Genomic DNA, 18843 nt, shown 5'->3' with positions numbered 1-18843 from the left:
GTCGGTTTATTCCTCGATTCGATAGCCATCGGGCTCGATCGGAGGAGGTGCCGACCGGAGTTCCTGCCGCTGATGAAGCCGGTGGAAGACATACAAGTTGAAGAAGTGCATCGCCCCCAGGACCAAAAGGACCACCCCGATTTTGCCACTGATCGCCTCGAAGATCCCCTCGACCGCCTCCGGCCGCATATCCAGTCGCATGAACAGGGTGATGAAGCCAATGTTGATGAGGTAGAAACCGACCACGAGAAGGTGGTTCACCGAATCACCCAAGCCCTCGTCGCCCCCGAAACTCCGAACCAAAAAGATCCGTCCGTTTCGATGCAACGTCCGGGCCACCCAGACCGTCATGGCAACGCTGATGATCAGATAGATCGTGTAAGTAATCACTGTAGGATTCATAGCTTTATTTTATTTGTATTGTATTTTCAGTATTTACAGAAACTTAGCGACGGAAATATTGTTATTTCCAAGCGGCGTTTCCCGAAGGTCACAAAACCTTCAGGACTTTTGGCAGAATCCGGCTTTGCTCGGATGAGGCGAGTTTCTCCATCACGGTGTTGGCCAAAGAGACGAAATCGGCCAATGCCTCCAACTGACGCCGGAACTCCTTGGCCTCCACCATGCCCAGGCCTTTCGTCTCTTCGATGCACCCTTCAAGCACTCGCTGGGCGGGTTCGGTTTCCCGACGTTTCCGCTCCCGCGCGATCACGCAAAAGATCTTCCAAACCTCTTTTTCAGCGACAAAGTATTCCTTCCGCTCGCCCGGTTTGACCACCCGCTGAACCAACCCCCAGTCGATCAAATCCCGCAAATTGGTGTTGGCGTTCCCGCGGCTGATATTCAGTTCGGCCATGATTTCATCGGTGGAAAGCTCTTTGACCGCCACCAAGAGCAACGCATGGATCATCGCCATGGTCCGATTGATTCCCCATTGGCTCCCCAACGCTCCCCATTGAGCAATAAACCGATCCCGGACTTGGCGAAACTCTTCACTCATGCTTTCGGAAGTTACTGAAAGTTCATACGGAATCAAGTAAAATCTGCCCGAAAGTGCAATCTTCACCGAATCCCGATGAAAAGGCGGGTCAACATGGCGATGGCAAGGAAAGGGAAGTTCCAAAAAAACGGGAAAATCCTATCGCGCCTTTTCGCCCTCGCGCTTGGAAACTCTCTTTCTACCGGCTCTTTTTTGAAGGCGCTCGGCTTCGCAAATGAGATCGGAAAGCTTTTCTCCAAGCGCACGCGCCAGCCGCTCCGCTACGTCGAGCGAAGGATTTCTGAGGCCGCGCTCAACTAGGCCCACGTAAGTCTGGTGCAAGCCTGCGTTCTCTGCGAGACCTTGCCGACTCAATTGCTTTGCCTTCCGGTGCCGTTCGAGCACACGCGCAAATGTCGTCGACAGACCGATCGGTTCGTTCCGCATCGATCCATACTGCGCGAAACAAATCCTTTGACTGCATAAGACAATAGTCTCGACTCGTCACGGTATTCCGCAAACGAATGGCTTGACAGTCGAACCTCGTCGGGACGGAAATGCAACAGTCCCGGTGGCCTTGATCTAAATCTTAAACGACCAGATGCAATGAGTAGAAAAACCGAACCTGCTTTTCTTCACCCGTCAATTTTCGTCGCCATAATCCTGGTGCTATCCCTCCCCAACATCTCATTCTCCGCTTTGACCCACGAGGAGGCGGACGCCATTGTCGAAGCAGAGCAGGCAGCCCATGCCGAGCGCGAAGCGGATAGGCGGAATGAACTCCTTGAGACACCGGCCGTCCAGGAATGGACAATCGATCACGCGGGACACCGGACAATCTTTCGGCAGGTCGCGCCACCAGACAGAACGGCTTCAACTGCCACGGAGGAAACGGGGGGGACGGAGGCGGCCACGGACGATGCTCCTTTTGATCCAGGGCGAAAGTCAATGAACCTCACCTTCTTCGTGACGGTTTTCGATGATGAAATGACCGAAATCCGGGTGGCGCCGCTAGACAACGGCGTCACGGTCCTCAGCAACGTGCCCTTTACCCATCTGCCCGCCATCGAAAGCCTGACTGAGGATGTTTACTATTCGTTTTTCAGTTTCGTGAACAGGGTCGAATCGGACTCAACAAACGAGATGAACCGCCCGGACCCCACGATCTTTACTTCCTCTTCCCCGGAATATGTCGTTTTCTCGGAGTCTGAAGCGGAGGTCTCTCCCGATCTCCTGGAGGCGATCGACGCTCTCCATCGCCACTACCTTCAGAACGAGGCGGATTTCGAAGCGCGAGCTCAGCGGGCGGAATCTCTCAGGGCGGCACATGACCGTTATCGTCAAGCCCACCCGCGAGCTCCTCGAGAGACCGTGGTGAACTTCTTCCCCATCCGGAGCCGAACTCACTCTCAGGACAACAACTAAACCATTTCTGACAAAACGATGAAACGAATCTTTCTCGACTTTGCCTCACTGCCTCTCGCGCGCTTCATTCTGGCCGGACTGGAATTTATCTGGGTCGGCGGAGCCACCGCTTTGCACGGGACAAACCCTCTGAATGAAGAATTGCGGATATCGCGTGATCTCGCCACCGACGCGTTTAGTCTGTCCTGGTGGGGAACCTCCGGCAACACCTACTTCATACAGTTCAGTCCGGACCTGACCTCCGGATGGCAGTATGTGCCGCTGATTGAGCAAGGATTCGGCGACACCGTTGCATGGGGATTTTATATGGCGGGAGAACCAGGCCGGGCGTTCTTTCGTCTTAGGTTTACGGACATCCCCGCCCCGGATCCTTACCTGGCATCCTTTGGTGGGGATGGCATCCCGAGCGGCTGGAAACTCGAAAACGGGCTCGACCCGTTTGCCGATTATTCCGGGCTATCGCCCGATGGGAGCACGCTAACCTATTGGGAGCTTTGGCAGCTTTCGCTCGAAGGCGGAAACGACCCGGCAGAAGCGAACGTAGCTGGCCTCATTGTCTATACCCCATGAGGCCGACGATGAGACAACACAACAAAAGTTTCTTTCAAGCGACACAGAATTTGATGATGCCGACTATCATGAACCGTCACGGAGCACGACTCCTTTTTCTTTCGTCAACTCTCGTGCTGGCTCCGTCCCTTTCGGGCTTCGCGACGTGCGATCAGCTCAAATATCACGGAAAGATTGTTATTGGCAATAATGCGACCCTGGTAGGCGATTCGATTACGGCCAGCCGCTCAAAGGGCGGCTTTTCTGAGTTTTGGCAGGCAGGTATAAGCGATCCCCCGCGTTATTATCTGAGAAAAGAACTCTCAAGCGATCTCACCCATTGCCGGTACTCGGAGGACGAATGTGGTGGAGATGCCACGTCCAGTCGATACGTGGACCAAGGCGCCTGCGAACATGAGATCAACGAAGATGGATACGTCGTATATGTCGGAGATGGGTTCTATGACTGGTATATCAACGATGACGGGTGCGGCGGTGGCGACTACGAGGACACCATTGATATCTGCAACCTGCCGGAGCAGGAACCTCTCTGGAGTGTAAGTTACACGAAAACCGTTAAGACGATAACAGGGACAGGCTGTTCCGGAACCAATCACACGTCGGGCAGCGGCACCGAGACGCTCAAAGACGAATACACCACGAAGCGGCTTATCGGGGTTACGGTTGGCCAACTCCCGCCGTTCGCCGGCTTCGGAAATCCAAACACCGAAACGGGCCAAGGAGACTCCGCTTCCTCCTTCCGGAATCTTGCTTCCAACGAAACAAGTTACGGTCTGCAACGGGCAAAGTATAAGTGGTCATTCGAACCTGACCCAAGCGGAACAACCACGCTGATGTGGATTGAGCGATTTTATCCGGATGACCCGGAAAAAGACCCTGAGGACACCGAGAGGACTTATGTCTATCAGGGAGAAGGTCCCGGACCTGTGGACTCTCCGGTTTACAATCTCATGGAGCCGGATGAGAACGGAACCAAGCAGATCGTCGATAATGCTTTTAGCGCTACTTTCGATCTTTGCCCGGCCGGAACCTATGAACTCATCTTCACCTATCGCGACATCGACAATACGGTGACGGAAAGCGAGCCGGAGATCGTCAAGATCTCTGATGTGTCCAAGCCGGTCACCTTCGTTCGGGAGCGGCCAAAAAGTCAAGTCGATTCGAACCAGTTCCAGACTCCGATCAAAGCGGTCGCCCGCCTGGAGCACTCTGGCAAGGTCGGGGATGACGACGGCGGGAATCCCAACAGTATCAGCTGGTCCGTTTTCATGGGAGCCTATGATAATGGCCGTTCCGCCGGAGCCATTCGGCTTTACTCGGAAAGCCTGACCGCCGCCACATATACCCCTGCCGTGCTTTCTTACAACATGGGTGGGCAACCGGAGATCGACGCCATTTTCGATTCTAGCGGCAATCTCCGTCAAGTCTTCGCCCCGCAAGCCTTGGCGGATATCGTGACCGCTTCAAATTACTATGAGATCAGCTTTTATCACCCGGCCGATGTCGACGGCTTCGATCAGCCATCAGGACTTTACACGCTGAAATCCAATGCCGATGCGTTTTCCATCTGGCGGGTGGACAATCCAGAACCGGCCAATATGACGAAGCTGCGCATGCGGCAAATGGTCGGAAGCAATGGACCGACCCGCCTTTTCTCCTACGATGCCTCCAACAACAAATGGTCTCACGAGACTGGCAACGGCTTGCGCACCCTCTCGCGGGAATCGGCGGTGTCCGGGACCGACCGCGTTCGCACCACCATTGTCAGCGACCCGGTATATGGCGATGTTATGAAGACCGTCGAGACCTTCCGCACTTATTCCTGGGGCGAGGAACGCATCGAGGAAATCCGTGATCCAGATGGACGCGCCCTGACGACCGTTTGGGATTTCTACGCCGATGACACGGATGACGGCTGGCGCTACGGAAAGCTCAAATCCCGCCTCGATCCCACGGGGCACTGGGAGTTTTACGATTACGATCCACTCGGCAGGGTAACCAAAACGATCTCCTCCTGGAAAGGCTCCTCTCTTGCAAATGTCGCCAACGAATCGCTCCATCGCGTCCAGCGGGTCGCTTACTGAGAAGAAGACCTCAACAGCGATGGCTTGCGCGAAGAGGTCCAGCGAACGATCGAAGAAATCGAGGGACAGGAAGTATCCCGCCGCTACCGTGTGGAATGGGGACAAGGGCTCGAAGAACCCAACCCCGAGTGGTCACCCGGCGACCCTTACCTGCCACCCCTGCGCCTCAAGAGCGTATCCAACATCCGGATCGGAATGGTCGGAGGAGATCCCGATCCGGATGATCCCGCGAATCTCACCTCCATGACCCACACCTACACCAGCGGCCTGTGGGAAGGAAGACCGCGCCGCGTGCTGCACCCGAACGGCACGGTGACGCTTTACGATTACTCGCTCGACGGCGCCAATCTCACTTTTCGCCAGTATAATGGCGAGCCGGTTAACGGTGATGCAGAAGTGGACGCGATTCACTCCGGGCGGGTGACCATCACCGTCATCGACGATGCCGGCAACGTGATTTCCGAAACCGAGAAATCCCTTGAAGAGACCGGCGCCGGCCTGATCACCCTCAGCCCCGGCGGAGGCGGCGGTCTCATTCCTGGAGAGCCGGTCACGATGCCCTCTTCCGGCGCGAATACCGTCTATGTCGGGCGCGACGATCTCGGCCAACTGGAGTTCCGCATCTTCGGACGCGATGGCCAAGTAATTGTCGACGAAACCGAAGCGAACTTGTCCGACCAGGCCGACGCCATTGACGACCTGAAAGACCAACTCGGTGGTCTCTGGAACGAACCGACCCTCACGCTCGCCCAGCAGCGCGCTATCATCGCAGCGGTAAAACCGATTGTCGGCATCGACGAGATCGATGCCGGTGTCACGATCAGCAAGCGCATGGTGCAAAGCGCGGACGACTTCGGCCGCCCACTCACCGTTTCCTATCCGCTTGACGGCACAACTGAAACCTTTGTTTACGGAGACTTCGGCGAAATCTCCTCGCACACCGCTCGCGACGGCACAGTGACGTCTAACACTCCCGACGCTCTGGGCCGCATTTACCGAACCACCGGCAACGGCATCACCGAGGAATACAGCCTCGATGGCAATGGTCGCCGCCGCACCGTGACCCGCATCGGCACTGACCAGAGCACCGTTCTGCTCCAGGAAAATGACTTCGACCTGACGGGTGAACTTTCGTGGTCGCAAGACGTCGCCGGAGAAATCACGACCTATACTGAAGAAGCCGACAACGGCCTCTGGAAACGCGAGGTCGAGTTTCCAGACGAGGGAAAACGCACCGATCTCACGTATCCGGACGGAACGCTCTTCAAAGTGGAAGGCTCCGCCGTCGCGCACCGCCAATACGAATATGGAACCACCGCGACCGGCGAACGATGGACGAAGGAAATCCTCCTTCGCGACGGTCCAACCGCGACCGACGAATGGGTAAAATCTTATACAGACATGCTGGGCCGCACGGTCCGCCGCGAATACGCCGACTCCGAGGAGGAAACCTGGGAATACAACAGCCTCGGCCAACTGGTCGCCCATCATGATCCCGACGGTGTCACCCGGCGTTTCGCCTACAATAGCCTCGGCGAACAGGAAATCACGGCCGTAACCATCGATGGGACCACCGCCATTGCCTTCGGTGGAGAGGACCGGATTCGCCGCACGATCCGGCGCGTCCTCTCGGCTGGCCATCCGCAAAACACTCGCGGCGAAGACATCGTCGTGACAATCGAGGAGGCGTGGACGCAAAACAATGTCGATGCCGCCGAAGTCCTCTCCCGCCACGAAGTCACAACCAGCGGCCTGCGCAGCTGGGAGATTCGCGACGGCGCCACCAGCAGCACCGTGGTGGATAACGACTTCTCCGGCTCCATTCCCATCCGCGAAGTCCGGAGCACCCAGCCCGACGGTGGATATTCGATAACGAGGTATGTGGATGGTGAGCTTGCACGCGAAGCCCGCTACGGGGCGGACGATACCCTCCTTCACGAGAACATTCTTACCTATGATGCCCACCGACGGCTGGAGTTCGCGGACGACCTGAGAAATGGACGAACCACGTTTCAATACGATGGGGCCAGCCGCCTCTGGAAAGTGACAACTCCGCCCCCGGCTGATGGACGATCGTCACAGACAACCGAATACAGCTACGACGAAATGGGACGCCAAAACAAAGTCGTTCACCCGGACACCGCCGAGACGCATTTCGAATATTGGCCGAACGGTCAGCTCAAGACAACCTGGGGCGACCGCACCTATCGCGTGGGCTACACCTACGATTTGCAGGGGCGCAAAAAGACGATGACAACCTGGAGGGATCACACCTCCCAAGCGGCCGTCACCACTTGGAATTACCATGTCCAGCGTGGTTGGCTGGAGAACAAGCGCTACCACGACAATACCGGCCCGAATTACACCTACTGGCCCTCAGGCCGCCTCAAAACCCGCACGTGGGCACGACAGGTGAACGGTCAGGACCTCGTCACGACCTACACCTACAATGAGGCAGGCGACCTCTGGACGACTGTCTACAGCGACGGCACTCCCTCAGTCACGCACACTTATAACCGGCTCGGACGGCTAAAAACCACAACCGACGCCGCCGGATTGCTCACTCGCGGCTACACCCCCGCCGGTGCGCTGGAGTATGAAGATTACACCGGGACCGGCCTCCTCTCCGGCGTCAGCGTGGACCGAGGATACGACTCGCAACACCGCCTCCGCCACCTTGCCACTGAAGCCGGCTACGGTGCGACCTACTTGTTCGATTCTGCCGGACGGCTCAGCCAGATCGCGGAAAGCCATCACCGGGCCGATCTCGGCTACGAGACCGGCACGGAGATCCTCGACAGTGTCACCATCCGCCGCGTCGGCACACCACGCCTCCGCCACGAACGCTCCACTGACAGACTCGGCCGCGTCGAGTGGATGAAAACCATCGTGGATGGCGCGACGGTGGTCCGACGCGACTACACGTACAACGTCGCCAACCAGCGCACCATCGTCGAACACGAAGACGGCCGCGCCTGGCATTATGGGTATGACTCGCTCGGGCAGGTCACCGCGGCTCACAAGCGTCTCTCCGGTGATCCGCAATCCAGTAGCCTCCCCGGCTACAGTTTCGGCTACACCTTCGATGAGATCGGAAACCGCGAAACCGCCACCCACAACAGCCGCACAGCTACCTACACGCCCAATCTGCTGAACCAGTATGACGAGCGCACGGTTCCGGGTTACGTGGAGGTGCTCGGCGAGGCTCACGCTTCGGCGACCGTGACGGTGGACGGTCAGGGAACCGATCGCACTGGACGTGACTTCCGCCGAGAGATCGCGGTCGCGAATTCTGGCGGTCCGGTTTACAATAGCGTCGAAGTGGAAGCTGAGTTCGAAAGCCAAATCGTGGATGAAACCCGCCACGCGTTCGTCCCGAAAAACCCTGAGGTTTTCGTTCACGATGCCGATGGCAACCTCGAATCCGACGGCCGCTGGGATTACTTCTGGGACGGCGAGAATAGGCTCCGCGCCATGGTAACGCGTTCAAATGTCGCGACTGCCTTCCCCGATCTCAAGCAACGCCTTGAATTCGCTTACGACTTCCAAGGACGCCGCATCCAGAAAGTAGTGAAGGAATGGGATGCAGGGGCAAATGACTGGCAGCTCGTTAAAGATCTCCGGCTCGTTTACGATGACTGGCTACTCATTGAGGAGCGGGATGCTCTCAACGGCAACGCGGTTATCCGCAGACATGTCTGGGGACCTGACCTCAGCGGTTCAATGCAAGGAGCCGGTGGCGTTGGCGGCTTACTTTGGACCGAGGGACAGCAACAAACCTTTGCTGCATCGGCGGACGCGAACGGAAATGTCGTCGCGTGGGTTAACACGGCAACTCTGGCGCTCGCCGGAAGGGCGGATTACACCCCCTTCGGCGAACCGGTCGTTCAAACCGGTGTGGCGAAGGAGATGCCGTTTGGCTTCAGTAGCAAGTACGAAGACGCCGAGACCGGATTGTTGTATTATGGTTATCGCTACCTCGATCCCAGCACCGGGCATTGGCTCTCGCGAGATCCAATTGAGGAGCAAGGGTCTCTCAATCTGTATGTCTTAGTCGAGAATGATCCTGTGAATAGGGTGGATATGCTTGGTTTATATTCACTTTTATTCGGACACCCTCGTTATGATCAAGGGGGCCTCTTTGATGCCTTTCAAATGGCGATCTCCGGATACGCACCCAAACCGTCGCCTTGGCTTAGGTGGCAGACGCAGTTTGTTCAGAATGCCCATGATCAAGCACTGCTCCTAGGACTTGGAAGATGGATTGAAATCCAACAATACCAAGTCGAAATCGATGAGCTTTATTGCTCCACTAGAGGTCGGAACATCCTCGTCAGTCAGGTTCAATACATGGAAGAAACGATGAGACGTTCGATTGCAGGATTACATAGCTCATCTCCATTGAGAGTTGGCAAGGCGTTTGGCCCAGGGAATGCACTTGTAACCGATCTGGGGAACGTCTATGTAACAAGTTACTTCTTTGGGTTGACGGGGAGGATGCCAGGAGCGGTATTTTTCCATGAAATTACCCACGTTATTAATAGAACATGGGATAACGTAGCTGAGCTTCCAAGCCGCGGTTGGCATGAGGACGCCGAATTATATGAGCTGATGCTGCGGCAAAGTAACGCATTGAGGCTCTTAATTGAAAGTTTCAATGGAACGCGAATCAACCGAGACCTTCGAGACTGCGACCGCATTTGGAGAAGAGACGGAAGAGTACTTGGAGCCCCCTAAGAAAATGAGATCTGGATTCCGAATTCTTACTATTGTCAGCTTTTCTGTGCTTGCCATCCTGTTTATATGGGAAACTTACTGCCGTCAGTACTGGCACAGTTTTAATTCAATTGAGGCTTATGAGGTAAGCTTAGTCATGGATGTATACCGAACATTAAAGAAGGACGAATTACCGGTAAATACGCAGCTTAACGGTCCGTCGCTTCTGGATGTCTGGCCATCCAGATCATCCAGTCTGTATGAAGATTCGTTTACTGCGCTTATTCTAGATCCGGAGCGCGGTGTTTTAGATTCTCATGGCACCCCTTTGCACATTTACCATTTTGATCAGGATACCAACCAAGCGCTTGAAAAAGGTTTGGAGCGGCTTAGCGAACGTTTCGTATTTGCTGTCTGGTCTGCTGGGGAAAATGGAAAGAACGAGTATGGCGCGGGTGATGACATCTTTCGGGGGATTTCCACAGAGGGTGAATTTGAACTTCATCCCTCTGATTGGGTCAGGCTTAAGAGGAATGGTCTAATCTTCAGCCGACTATTTGACAATCACGGGACTCGGGCTCGATGAACTACACGCACAACGCCGCCAATCAGCGCACCATCGTCGCACACGAAGACGGTCGCGCCTGGCATTATGGCTATGACTCGCTCGGCCAGGTGGAATCCGCCGCGAAACGCCTCTCCGCCGACCCGCAATCCGCCATCCTCCCTGGCTACAGCATCGACTATCAATTCGACGACATTGGTAACCGGAAGACGGCCACGCGCAATAACCGGACGGCAACCTACACGCCAAATCTGCTCAACCAGTACGAGGAGCGAATAGTTCCCGGGTACCTTGACGTACTCGGCGAGGCTCACGCCACGGCGACTGTCACCGTGGGCGGACAGCCGACCCAGCGCACTGGCCGGGACTTCCACAGGGAAATCGCGGTCGCGAATTCTGGCGGCTCGGTTTACAATAACGTCGAAGTGGAAGCCGAGTTCGATAGCCAAATTGTGGACGAAACCCGCTACGCGTTCGTCCCGAAGACCCCTGAGGTTCTCGTTCACGATGCCGGTGGGAATCTTTCTCATGACGGCCGCTGGACATATGAATGGGACGCGGAAAATCGCCTCAGTGCGATAGAAACGATTGCAACTGTCGCAAGCGCCTTCCCGGGTCTGAAACAACGCTTGGAGTTCGCCTATGATTTCCAGGGGCGTCGTATCCAGAAGGTCGTGAAGAACTGGGATGTTGGGGCAAATGACTGGGAGTCCGTTAAAGACCTCCGCTTCGTTTACGATGACTGGCTGCTGATCGAGGAGCGGGATGCTCTCAACGGCAACGCTGTTACTCGCAGGCATGTCTGGGGGCCGGACCTCAGCGGTTCAATGCAAGGAGCCGGTGGCGGCGGCGGCTTGCTTTGGACCGAGGGACCGCAGCAGGCCTTTGCGGCAAGCAGTGATGCCAATGGAAACGTGGTTGCTTGGATCAACACCGCCACTTTGGCCGTCGCGGGCCGGGCGGACTACTCGCCGTTTGGGGAGCCCCTGGTCCAAACCGGTGTGGCTAAAGAAATGCCTTTTGGCTTCAGCACAAAGTATCAGGATACCGAGACGGGGCTACTCTACCTATAATACGTACAAAGGGCAATCGGTGGGAAATGGGAAAAATCTATCAGAGGGCCTGGTACAATGTCATGGGCGGACCCCTTGCCGGATTCGTCAGGGCGGCAGAATTTAAGCTTCATTTTCTGGAAAACTCAGGAGCGAAAAAATCCCTGGACATGATGGGGTTCCTTGGAGAACACAGTCCAAATTTCGAAATCTTTTTTAGACAGGAGATTGATTCGGCAATGGCATTCGTAAAGACGCAGTTTGCGGCAATACGATTATCGACCCATAAAATGGCTGTTTCCGAAAATTGGTGTACAAATGCTCAAGCTACCGGTGATTGGGGATTTGCTGTTGGTGGATACCGGTTCGCCGGCGACATTAAAGACGTTGGATGCTGGAGAAATAGTTTCTCTACGACCTTTACCTATCACGTTTCTGACTTCTATGGTTGGGACTATGGAAGCAACACGCGTGGAGGATTGGTTACTGATGGTGAAATGGCTCTACATCACCGTCACGGCATGGCGCGAGAATATCTCGTTTACGGAGCACAATCTTTTAAAGTTTCCTGGCAACAGGGGGATCGACTATTTAGTGGTGCAAAGATTAGTCCGAACCCCAGGTGAGGGACATGTAACGTAGACGGTATTCTATACCATTTCCTTAGAGGGTGAAATAATATGCTTAAAGGATCAAAGAAACTACATTTCACACTTACCATTCTGGCTGCCCTGATTATAGGGCATATCAGTGGACGAGGCTACCAGCACTTTCGTTCCGGGTACTTTTACGAGGAAAATGAGCGCGAAGAGTTGCGTTTCGAGCACGGAAGCCTCACTCGGAAAATTGTTACTGAAAGCGTGGGATTTCCGTTTTTCGTTACGGGCACGTCGATCATTGAATTCGAAGGCCAACCCGGAGTTTCTATTACGTTGTATAGAGCCCGTCGCATCTTCCAGGAGCCAGTGCCGTATGTTCGAAGCGTCACGATGGATGATTGGAATATCCGCTGGGAAGATGGCATATATCGCTATTCATTGGTTTTGGAGCCAATGGACAGCCCTTGACGCAGACACCACCCACTCGTAGAATCAGTCTGTTCAGTGACAAACCACACTCAAAGAAATGAATTCAACTTCAAGAGAAAGCCTTAGGCAATTCCTGCTGGTCGGATCGCTAACGCTCCTTACAACAGCCTCGCTCCATGGGATCGTTCTTGTTTCGGACCAAAGCTTTGTGCTATCCGACGGTTCACAAGCCTCGATAACCATGCAACTCGGGGGGATTGAAACAGAATTCACCCTGTGGGATGAACTTAGCAGCGGCATGCCGCCACACTCCGGGACGTGGAAGGTTAAGCAGTTCACCCACCACCCTCAAGTTTACTATGAAGTAGCGATTGGCGGATTTCCATGGGCTGAGAATCTCGGTTGTGGCGCTTTAATTGACGGTTCGTTAAATTGGCTGGACCTGAACTCACCTCGGGCGGGAATTACTTTAGTCGATTACATTAGGGAGGAAGGAGGTTTCTTTGACACCGACGGATTTCTGGGCATTCGGATGTTTTCGATGGACAGCTTGGACGCCTATTACGGTTGGATCCGGATGGAACATAGCGCAGACCAAGCAACCTTCACAGTGCATGACTGGGCTTGGAACGGAACAGCAGGTGCGCCAATATATGCGGGCGAAATCCCGGGCCAAATCCCCGAACCACGTACAATTACCCTTCTGATGGGGGTCACGGCGTTGATTTCAGCCTTACGCCTGAAACGCCCGATGAGTCGTGAATCGGAATAGAGGTCGCCAGATATTTGTCATTTATTTGCCAAAAAGGAAGAATTTTGCTGCTTTTCCGTTCACTATTCCGCAAGTTATTGATAAGTGTTGCCGCTCAAATTCTCGTCGTATCTTGGTCGGATTGCGGTCGTAGAGTTTTGGGCGTGATTTCCACGGTCTGATCCGAAAAGTTGGCGGGTATTGTCGTAGCATTTACATGATTGCAAAAACGGCAGGCGGGTGATCGCTGTCTTTTAAAACAGTTCGAGCTGTTTTCCGGATGATATTGGTGTTTTTCTCCGGGCCTGGGCTTTCAGGGTGAGGAATCGGTGGGTGCGTGCAAGGGCGTCGATTTCTTTTTCGTGTTCGCGCACGGGTTGTTGGATATTTATTTGAATGTTGAGACCGTAGAGGGCGTTTCGGATGTGTTTGAGTTCGTCATAGAGGTCTTCTCCATGGTGGGCGAAGTGGTCCCGACAGTGGAACAGGGACGAACACGAGGCTGCGAATCAGGTCACCGAGAATCGCAACCCGATGGGCGAGCGACAGACTAAACATCGGGGAGGACGAGACAAGAACCGCCAGGACGCCGACCGGCAAAAGAAGCAGGCGAACCGCCTCCAACGGCCCTTCCCCCACCCGCCGTTCAGCTTCCGCCAGGAATCCGTTGGACAGCCAGAACATCACCACCAGGAAGACGACGCCTGGGCTCCACTCAAATAAAAACAGGATGGCAACCCCCTCCAGGAACGACTTCCAAATCGCGCGCGCCGGAGAAAAACGCCGGTCGCTCAAGAAAAGCAATCGGGATGCGAGGAGGATAAAGAAAGCAGTGAAGTAAGCCGTCATAAAAAAATCGCTACGTTTTCAAAAGTGTTTTCAGCAGGCCTTCGGTTTCACTGAAGAAGGTCACCATTTCGTGGAGAGCGGCGGCGTGAATGTTCTTATGGACCGCGACTTCGCTGATCCCGGTCGCTTCCGCGATTTCCCGCCGGCTCCGGTTTTCCAGCAAATGGAGGAGAATCAGGTAACGGTTCTTCCGCCACGCCGCCATGCCATGGGTGGCAAGGCCCAAGGCGCCGTTGAGAAGCTCCCGCCACGGTCCAAGCTCCCCGGCGAAAGCCAGGCTCCGGGTCGACGTTTTTAAGCGTTCCATTTCATCCCGGGCATCGTGGAAGGCGGGTCCATCCATCTCGAGCGCCCGCACGCGGTTGATCGGCGTGACCAATGATCCGACCGCGACCGAATAACGGACCGCATGCGGATAAATCGCCGCGGATATTCCCAGCAAGTCCCGGAAAAGTCCGGCGGGATCGCCGTAAACCGCTTGGAATTCGTCGCCGAGTGTCAAAGTATAGGGCGAAAGAAGCCCCTCCTTGTTGCGCCGACTGGCTGCGACCAGCGCCTTTTTCAAGTCGGTCTGGAGCTTCCCGCGCTTAAGGGCGGCTCGGGAGGCGACCAGATCCCCGATCACCACTAGCACTTTGTCCGGCATAGGGGCCATCTTTGAATAACCGATGCGGTTAATCAACCCCAAAATTAACCGATTCGGTTATTTTATACAAAAATTAACCAAACCAGTTATTTTTCCTAAAATTAACCGATTTGGTTAATCAATCTTCCGGGCGTTCCCCGGCGGGGGCCATTTTCACCAGTTTCGGATCGAACCGGGCGACGGTCTCGACCAAATCGGCTTGGGCGGCCATCACCTCCTCGATGTTCTTGTAGACCATCGGAACCTCATCCAAACCGGCGGAGATCAGGGTGACCCCTTGAGCGCTCAAGCGGGCTTGGGCGGTCTTCCAATCGAGAGTTTCCCTGGCCCGTTTCCGGGACATGACCCGTCCCGCGCCGTGGGAGGCGGAATGGAGCGAATCGGCATTGCCTTTGCCCCGAACCACGAAAGCGGGACTCGCCATCGAACCGGGAATGATCCCGAGATCACCTTTCCCGGCCGGAGTCGCCCCTTTCCGATGAACCACCACATCGCGTCCAAAATGGCGTTCCTTCCAGGCGAAATTGTGATGGTTTTCCAGATCGAGCAATATCTCCGCGCCGAGATGCTCCGAGATGTGGCGGTGGATGCAGGCGTGATTGGCGGCCGCGTAACGCCCCATCAACTCCATGGCGTTCCAGTATTCGATTCCCTCTTCCGAGTCGAGTTCGAGCCAGGCGAGGTGCTTCAACTCCCGGGGCAACTCCGGGTGCCGGGCCATCGCCCGTTTGCTGTAATGATCCGCAATGAGCGCCCCGGTCCCGCGGCTTCCACTGTGACTGAGCAATGCCAAATAAAACCCGGGCTCAAGATCGAACTGCCGTTCTCCGAGGGTAAACACGCCGAACTCGACGAAATGATTGCCGCTGCCGCTGGTGCCGAGCTGACTCCACGCCTTGTCCTTGTTGGTCCGGGTCACCGGCGAAACGTTCCAATCGGCGTCCATCACCTCATGTTGGCGGCGTGCCTTGAAAGACGCCCCAATGCCGAACCGCGTTTCCCGCTCGATCGCCTGCCGCAACCGAACCACCCCGCGGTCGTCGTGGAGTTCGCGTATCGGCAAATCAAGGACGGTCATTTTGACCCGGCAGGCGATATCGACCCCGACGGCGTAGGGAATGACCGCGTTCTCGGTAGCGAGCACGCCCCCGATCGGCAACCCGTACCCGACGTGCGCGTCCGGCATCAACGCTCCGGCGACCGCTACCGGCAATTCACAGGCGTTGCGCAATTGCTGGACCGACGACTCCTCCAGATCAGTCCCCCACTGGCGCCACGGTGCAGGGCTCTCCCGCGGGCGAAACGATCGGCTCGAATCCATGGCGATGCGTCGGCCGGGTTAACGAAAACTCACGCGCTTTGCAGAAACATCGCGATCGCGTCGACGACTTCCTGCTTTTGCGCGTCGGTCAACTCCGGGAAAATCGGAATGCTGAGACATTCGTCGGCCAAACGTTCGGCCCAGGGAAGGCGCTCACTCCCCTGCCCGGTATAAGCGAAGCAATCCTGGGTGTGGAGCGGCTTCGGGTAGTAAATCTCGCAACCGATTCCCCGGGCGGTCAGGAAGGAGCGGAGGGCGTCGCGCCGGGCGGAAGTCCCGTCGGCACCGCGCACCCGCAGGGTGAACTGGTTCCAGATATGCACCGCATTTTCGGTGGACTCCGGAAGCATAACGACGTTTCCATCCGTATCCGATGGACCAATACTCACGCCATCCAGCGCGCCGAGTCGCTCCTGATAAAAAGCGGCGTTGCGCTGGCGGTTACGATTGTATTCATCGTAGCGTGACAGTTTGACCCGCAAAAACGCCGCCTGCAATGGATCGATCCGGAAGTTTCCGCCGATGAATTTGTGAAAATATTTCGGTTCCATGCCATGGACCCGCAGGATCCTGGCTCGTTCGGCGAGCCGATCGTCATTGGTGGCCAACGCCCCGGCGTCTCCGAGGCACCCGAGATTCTTCGACGGAAAAAAGCTATAAGTCCCGAACGTTCCGACACCGCCGGCCTGACGTCCCTTTCGGGAGGCGCCGAGAGCTTGGGCGGCATCCTCGATCACCGCCAAACCATGTTTGTCCGCCACCGCCATCAACGGTTCGAGGTCCATCATTTCCCCGAACAAATGAACCGGGATAATCGCCTTCGTTTTCGGAGTGACCCGACGGGCGACATCCTCCGCGTCGAGGAAAAATCCGTTTTCAACCGAATCGGCGAAGACCGGCTTGGCCCCGGTCCGCGAAATGCATCCAGCCGTGGCGAAAAAGGTGAACGACGGGCAGATGACCTCATCCCCCGGCCCGATATCCAAGGCCATCAAAGCCAGGAGGATCGCGTCGGTGCCGGAAGAAACCCCCAGAACGTGGCGGGTCCCGGTCAATGGCATCAATTCCCGCTCCAATTGGTCGACCTCGGGCCCCAGGATATAATGCCCGGAATACAACACCCGCTCAGAAGCCGCCTTCAATTCAGCATCCAACGCCCCGTTTTGCCCCTTCAGATCAAGTAATGGAACACTCATCGCCCTCCATCTTTGCCGGAGCCCGCCAAGTGACAAGGACAGATTCAGCCCGCTCCACCGATTTGCCAGCTCCCGGCAATCGGATTAAAATGAGTCAAAAGGAAACAAGCCGAACCCCGACCCGGGGGGCAGGGCTATATTATCTGGCGGCAACCTTCCCCCGCAGTGGGACATTTGCCCTGTTGGAGTCCCGGCTTTAACCGGAATTTGAGTTAAAGTAGAGACCGCCTAAAGGCGGGACTCCAACAGATCGGCCCGATGAAATAGCCCGAACCGGGGCGGAACAAACAAAGATGAACCGTCTACACGAATTCTGGGACCAGTTGCGCAACAGTTTCTGGTTTCTTCCCACCTGCATGGTCTTCATCAGCGGGCTGATTGCCCTCGCCCTGGTCGAAGTCGATTACCGGCTGGAGATCAATTTGGAGGCGAAGTTCACCCGGTTGCTCGCCATCAGCGCCGAAGGAGCCCAAGGGATGCTGCAAGCGATCGCCACCTCGATGATCACGGTAGCCGGGGTCATTTTTTCCATCACCATCCTGATTCTAAATGAAGCATCCACCCAATATTCCCCGCGTATCCTTCGCAATTTCGTCCGCGACCGAAGCAACCAGGTCGTTCTCGGATCATTTCTCGCGATCTTCGTTTACTGCGTGATCGTCCTTCGCTCCATCCATGACCTGGATGCCGAGAAATTCGTTCCTTCCATCGCGGTGCTTGGTGCGGTCGTGTTCGCCTTGGCCGGGATCGGGGTGATGATCTTTTTTATCCACCATATCGCCTACTCGATCCAGGCGAGCACCATCCTCGAACGGGCCGCTGCCGAGACGATGGACGAACTCGACTCCCTTTACCCCCAGGAACTTGGCCAAGGGAGCGACGAAACTTCCTACGAACTTCCCCGTGAACTCGAGAACGAAGCCGGCTGGCTCCCGATCCGGGCCCGGCAAAGCGGTTACCTCAACCACATCGTCCCCGACACCCTGCTCGATTTCGCCGAAAAACACGACACCGTCCTCCGTCTGGAATACCGGATCGGCGAATTCGTCGTCACCGACACTCCCCTTTTCAGCATCCATTCCCGGCGAACGCCGTCCGAGAAGGAGATCGAACAGGTGCTCGACGCCTTATCGATTTCCTGCCACCGGACCATCGAGCAAGATGCCACCTTCGGGATTCGTCAGTTGGTCGACGTCGCCCTGAAGGCCCTTTCGCCGAGTATGAACGACACCACTACCGCGATCATGTGCGTCGATCAATTAACCACCCTTCTGGCCCGTCTTATTCAACGAAAGATTGAATCTCCCTTCAGAATCAAAGACCACCGCCTCCGTCTGATCGTCCCTCGACCCGGTTTCGAGGAACTCCTCGGCACCTGCTTCAATCAGATCCGGGAACATTCCCGCGGAAACGTCGCCATCCTGAACCGTCTGATCGTCGCCCTTCGAACCGTCGCCCCCCTGTCGTTCAACGAATCCCGCCTCGAAGCGCTGCTAACCCAACTCGAACTTCTCCGCCAGACAGTCGAAGCCGACGTCGCCTTCCCCCCGGACAAAAACCGCCTCCTACGCGATCACGACCAAACGGCGAAATCCATCCGCGCCCAAATCGCCCAGAATCAAGTGATCTGATCCAATTGGACGGGCATGGCCGAAATCCAC

General features: G+C 55.9%; 17 protein-coding genes. 10 read left to right on the top strand and 7 right to left on the bottom strand.

Translation table 11 applies throughout. From position 1 onward, the window contains the following. Nucleotides 1-6 precede the first annotated feature (6 nt). The 3 genes from ACWUI2_RS12940 to ACWUI2_RS12930 all read right to left on the bottom strand — a co-directional run bounded on the left by ACWUI2_RS12940 (nt 7) and on the right by ACWUI2_RS12930 (nt 1426). Complete coding sequence (locus ACWUI2_RS12940; protein ID WP_486983270.1) at nt 7-402, bottom strand: hypothetical protein; 396 nt, start codon at nt 400-402, stop codon at nt 7-9. Nucleotides 403-490: 88 nt separating this feature from the next. Beyond that, entirely contained in the window at nt 491-1000 is a 510-nt protein-coding gene (locus ACWUI2_RS12935) for a GbsR/MarR family transcriptional regulator (RefSeq protein WP_486983269.1), read from the bottom strand. Nucleotides 1001-1138: 138 nt separating this feature from the next. Beyond that, nucleotides 1139-1426: a helix-turn-helix domain-containing protein gene (locus ACWUI2_RS12930; protein ID WP_486983268.1), complete on the bottom strand. Its 288-nt coding sequence runs from the start codon at nt 1424-1426 to the stop codon at nt 1139-1141. Between the two features lie 501 nt (nt 1427-1927). Here ACWUI2_RS12930 and ACWUI2_RS12925 point away from each other — a divergent pair. From ACWUI2_RS12925 to ACWUI2_RS12885, 9 genes are all read left to right on the top strand, one after another. After that, entirely contained in the window at nt 1928-2404 is a 477-nt protein-coding gene (locus ACWUI2_RS12925) for a hypothetical protein (RefSeq protein ID WP_486983267.1), read from the top strand. An 18-nt stretch (nt 2405-2422) separates the two neighbouring features. After that, nucleotides 2423-2974: a hypothetical protein gene (locus ACWUI2_RS12920; RefSeq protein ID WP_486983266.1), complete on the top strand. Its 552-nt coding sequence runs from the start codon at nt 2423-2425 to the stop codon at nt 2972-2974. A gap of 371 nt (nt 2975-3345) precedes the next feature. Next, on the top strand, nt 3346-5058 hold the full coding sequence (locus ACWUI2_RS12915) for a hypothetical protein (protein ID WP_486983265.1): 1713 nt from the start codon (nt 3346-3348) through the stop codon (nt 5056-5058). A gap of 24 nt (nt 5059-5082) precedes the next feature. Further along, entirely contained in the window at nt 5083-9795 is a 4713-nt protein-coding gene (locus tag ACWUI2_RS12910) for an RHS repeat-associated core domain-containing protein (RefSeq protein WP_486983264.1), read from the top strand. After that, entirely contained in the window at nt 9716-10360 is a 645-nt protein-coding gene (locus tag ACWUI2_RS12905; RefSeq protein WP_486983263.1) for a hypothetical protein, read from the top strand. Before ACWUI2_RS12910 ends, ACWUI2_RS12905 begins: the two co-directional genes overlap by 80 nt. Next, nucleotides 10357-11412, top strand: a complete 1056-nt coding sequence (locus ACWUI2_RS12900) for an RHS repeat-associated core domain-containing protein (RefSeq protein ID WP_486983262.1) — start codon at nt 10357-10359, stop codon at nt 11410-11412. Before ACWUI2_RS12905 ends, ACWUI2_RS12900 begins: the two co-directional genes overlap by 4 nt. A 26-nt stretch (nt 11413-11438) precedes the next feature. Continuing rightward, nucleotides 11439-12017 carry a hypothetical protein gene (locus tag ACWUI2_RS12895; protein WP_486983261.1) on the top strand — a complete coding sequence of 193 codons (579 nt, stop codon included), beginning with the start codon at nt 11439-11441 and terminating at the stop codon, nt 12015-12017. 54 nt (nt 12018-12071) lie between these two features. Continuing rightward, nucleotides 12072-12458, top strand: a complete 387-nt coding sequence (locus ACWUI2_RS12890; protein WP_486983260.1) for a hypothetical protein — start codon at nt 12072-12074, stop codon at nt 12456-12458. Between the two features lie 58 nt (nt 12459-12516). Further along, the gene (locus ACWUI2_RS12885) at nt 12517-13191 is read left to right on the top strand and encodes a hypothetical protein (RefSeq protein ID WP_486983259.1); all 675 of its coding nucleotides are present in this window, start codon (nt 12517-12519) and stop codon (nt 13189-13191) included. 417 nt (nt 13192-13608) lie between these two features. Here the strand turns inward: ACWUI2_RS12885 and ACWUI2_RS12880 are convergent, their stop codons facing one another. From ACWUI2_RS12880 to ACWUI2_RS12865, 4 genes are all read right to left on the bottom strand, one after another. Beyond that, a complete protein-coding gene (locus ACWUI2_RS12880) occupies nt 13609-14019 on the bottom strand; it encodes a hypothetical protein (RefSeq protein ID WP_486983258.1) in 411 nt (136 codons plus the stop codon). Between the two features lie 10 nt (nt 14020-14029). Then, entirely contained in the window at nt 14030-14665 is a 636-nt protein-coding gene (locus tag ACWUI2_RS12875; RefSeq protein ID WP_486983257.1) for a SatD family protein, read from the bottom strand. A 118-nt stretch (nt 14666-14783) separates the two neighbouring features. Further along, nucleotides 14784-15986: an RtcB family protein gene (locus tag ACWUI2_RS12870; protein WP_486983256.1), complete on the bottom strand. Its 1203-nt coding sequence runs from the start codon at nt 15984-15986 to the stop codon at nt 14784-14786. A gap of 29 nt (nt 15987-16015) precedes the next feature. Further along, a complete protein-coding gene (locus ACWUI2_RS12865) occupies nt 16016-17182 on the bottom strand; it encodes a DegT/DnrJ/EryC1/StrS family aminotransferase (RefSeq protein WP_486983255.1) in 1167 nt (388 codons plus the stop codon). A gap of 293 nt (nt 17183-17475) precedes the next feature. Here ACWUI2_RS12865 and ACWUI2_RS12860 point away from each other — a divergent pair, with 293 nt between their 5' ends. Further along, on the top strand, nt 17476-18813 hold the full coding sequence (locus ACWUI2_RS12860; protein ID WP_486983254.1) for a DUF2254 domain-containing protein: 1338 nt from the start codon (nt 17476-17478) through the stop codon (nt 18811-18813). Nucleotides 18814-18843: the final 30 nt, after the last annotated feature.

This window comes from Verruconatronum alginivorum, from assembly GCF_056590205.1.
The sequence above is the reverse complement of the archived record's forward strand: the minus strand, read 5'-3'. Positions and strand labels throughout refer to the sequence as shown.

What these genes read in the sequence shown, in the direction of transcription:
- ACWUI2_RS12940 (WP_486983270.1), bottom strand. Translation starts at nt 402, where the DNA reads ATGAATCCTACAGTGATTACTTACACGATCTATCTGATCATCAGCGTT.
- ACWUI2_RS12870 (WP_486983256.1), bottom strand. Translation starts at nt 15,986, where the DNA reads ATGGATTCGAGCCGATCGTTTCGCCCGCGGGAGAGCCCTGCACCGTGG.
- ACWUI2_RS12900 (WP_486983262.1), top strand. Translation starts at nt 10,357, where the DNA reads ATGAACTACACGCACAACGCCGCCAATCAGCGCACCATCGTCGCACAC.
- ACWUI2_RS12905 (WP_486983263.1), top strand. Translation starts at nt 9,716, where the DNA reads ATGGAACGCGAATCAACCGAGACCTTCGAGACTGCGACCGCATTTGGA.
- ACWUI2_RS12930 (WP_486983268.1), bottom strand. Translation starts at nt 1,426, where the DNA reads ATGCGGAACGAACCGATCGGTCTGTCGACGACATTTGCGCGTGTGCTC.
- ACWUI2_RS12885 (WP_486983259.1), top strand. Translation starts at nt 12,517, where the DNA reads ATGAATTCAACTTCAAGAGAAAGCCTTAGGCAATTCCTGCTGGTCGGA.
- ACWUI2_RS12925 (WP_486983267.1), top strand. Translation starts at nt 1,928, where the DNA reads ATGAACCTCACCTTCTTCGTGACGGTTTTCGATGATGAAATGACCGAA.
- ACWUI2_RS12865 (WP_486983255.1), bottom strand. Translation starts at nt 17,182, where the DNA reads ATGAGTGTTCCATTACTTGATCTGAAGGGGCAAAACGGGGCGTTGGAT.
- ACWUI2_RS12895 (WP_486983261.1), top strand. Translation starts at nt 11,439, where the DNA reads ATGGGAAAAATCTATCAGAGGGCCTGGTACAATGTCATGGGCGGACCC.
- ACWUI2_RS12875 (WP_486983257.1), bottom strand. Translation starts at nt 14,665, where the DNA reads ATGCCGGACAAAGTGCTAGTGGTGATCGGGGATCTGGTCGCCTCCCGA.
- ACWUI2_RS12920 (WP_486983266.1), top strand. Translation starts at nt 2,423, where the DNA reads ATGAAACGAATCTTTCTCGACTTTGCCTCACTGCCTCTCGCGCGCTTC.
- ACWUI2_RS12935 (WP_486983269.1), bottom strand. Translation starts at nt 1,000, where the DNA reads ATGAGTGAAGAGTTTCGCCAAGTCCGGGATCGGTTTATTGCTCAATGG.
- ACWUI2_RS12860 (WP_486983254.1), top strand. Translation starts at nt 17,476, where the DNA reads ATGAACCGTCTACACGAATTCTGGGACCAGTTGCGCAACAGTTTCTGG.
- ACWUI2_RS12880 (WP_486983258.1), bottom strand. Translation starts at nt 14,019, where the DNA reads ATGACGGCTTACTTCACTGCTTTCTTTATCCTCCTCGCATCCCGATTG.
- ACWUI2_RS12890 (WP_486983260.1), top strand. Translation starts at nt 12,072, where the DNA reads ATGCTTAAAGGATCAAAGAAACTACATTTCACACTTACCATTCTGGCT.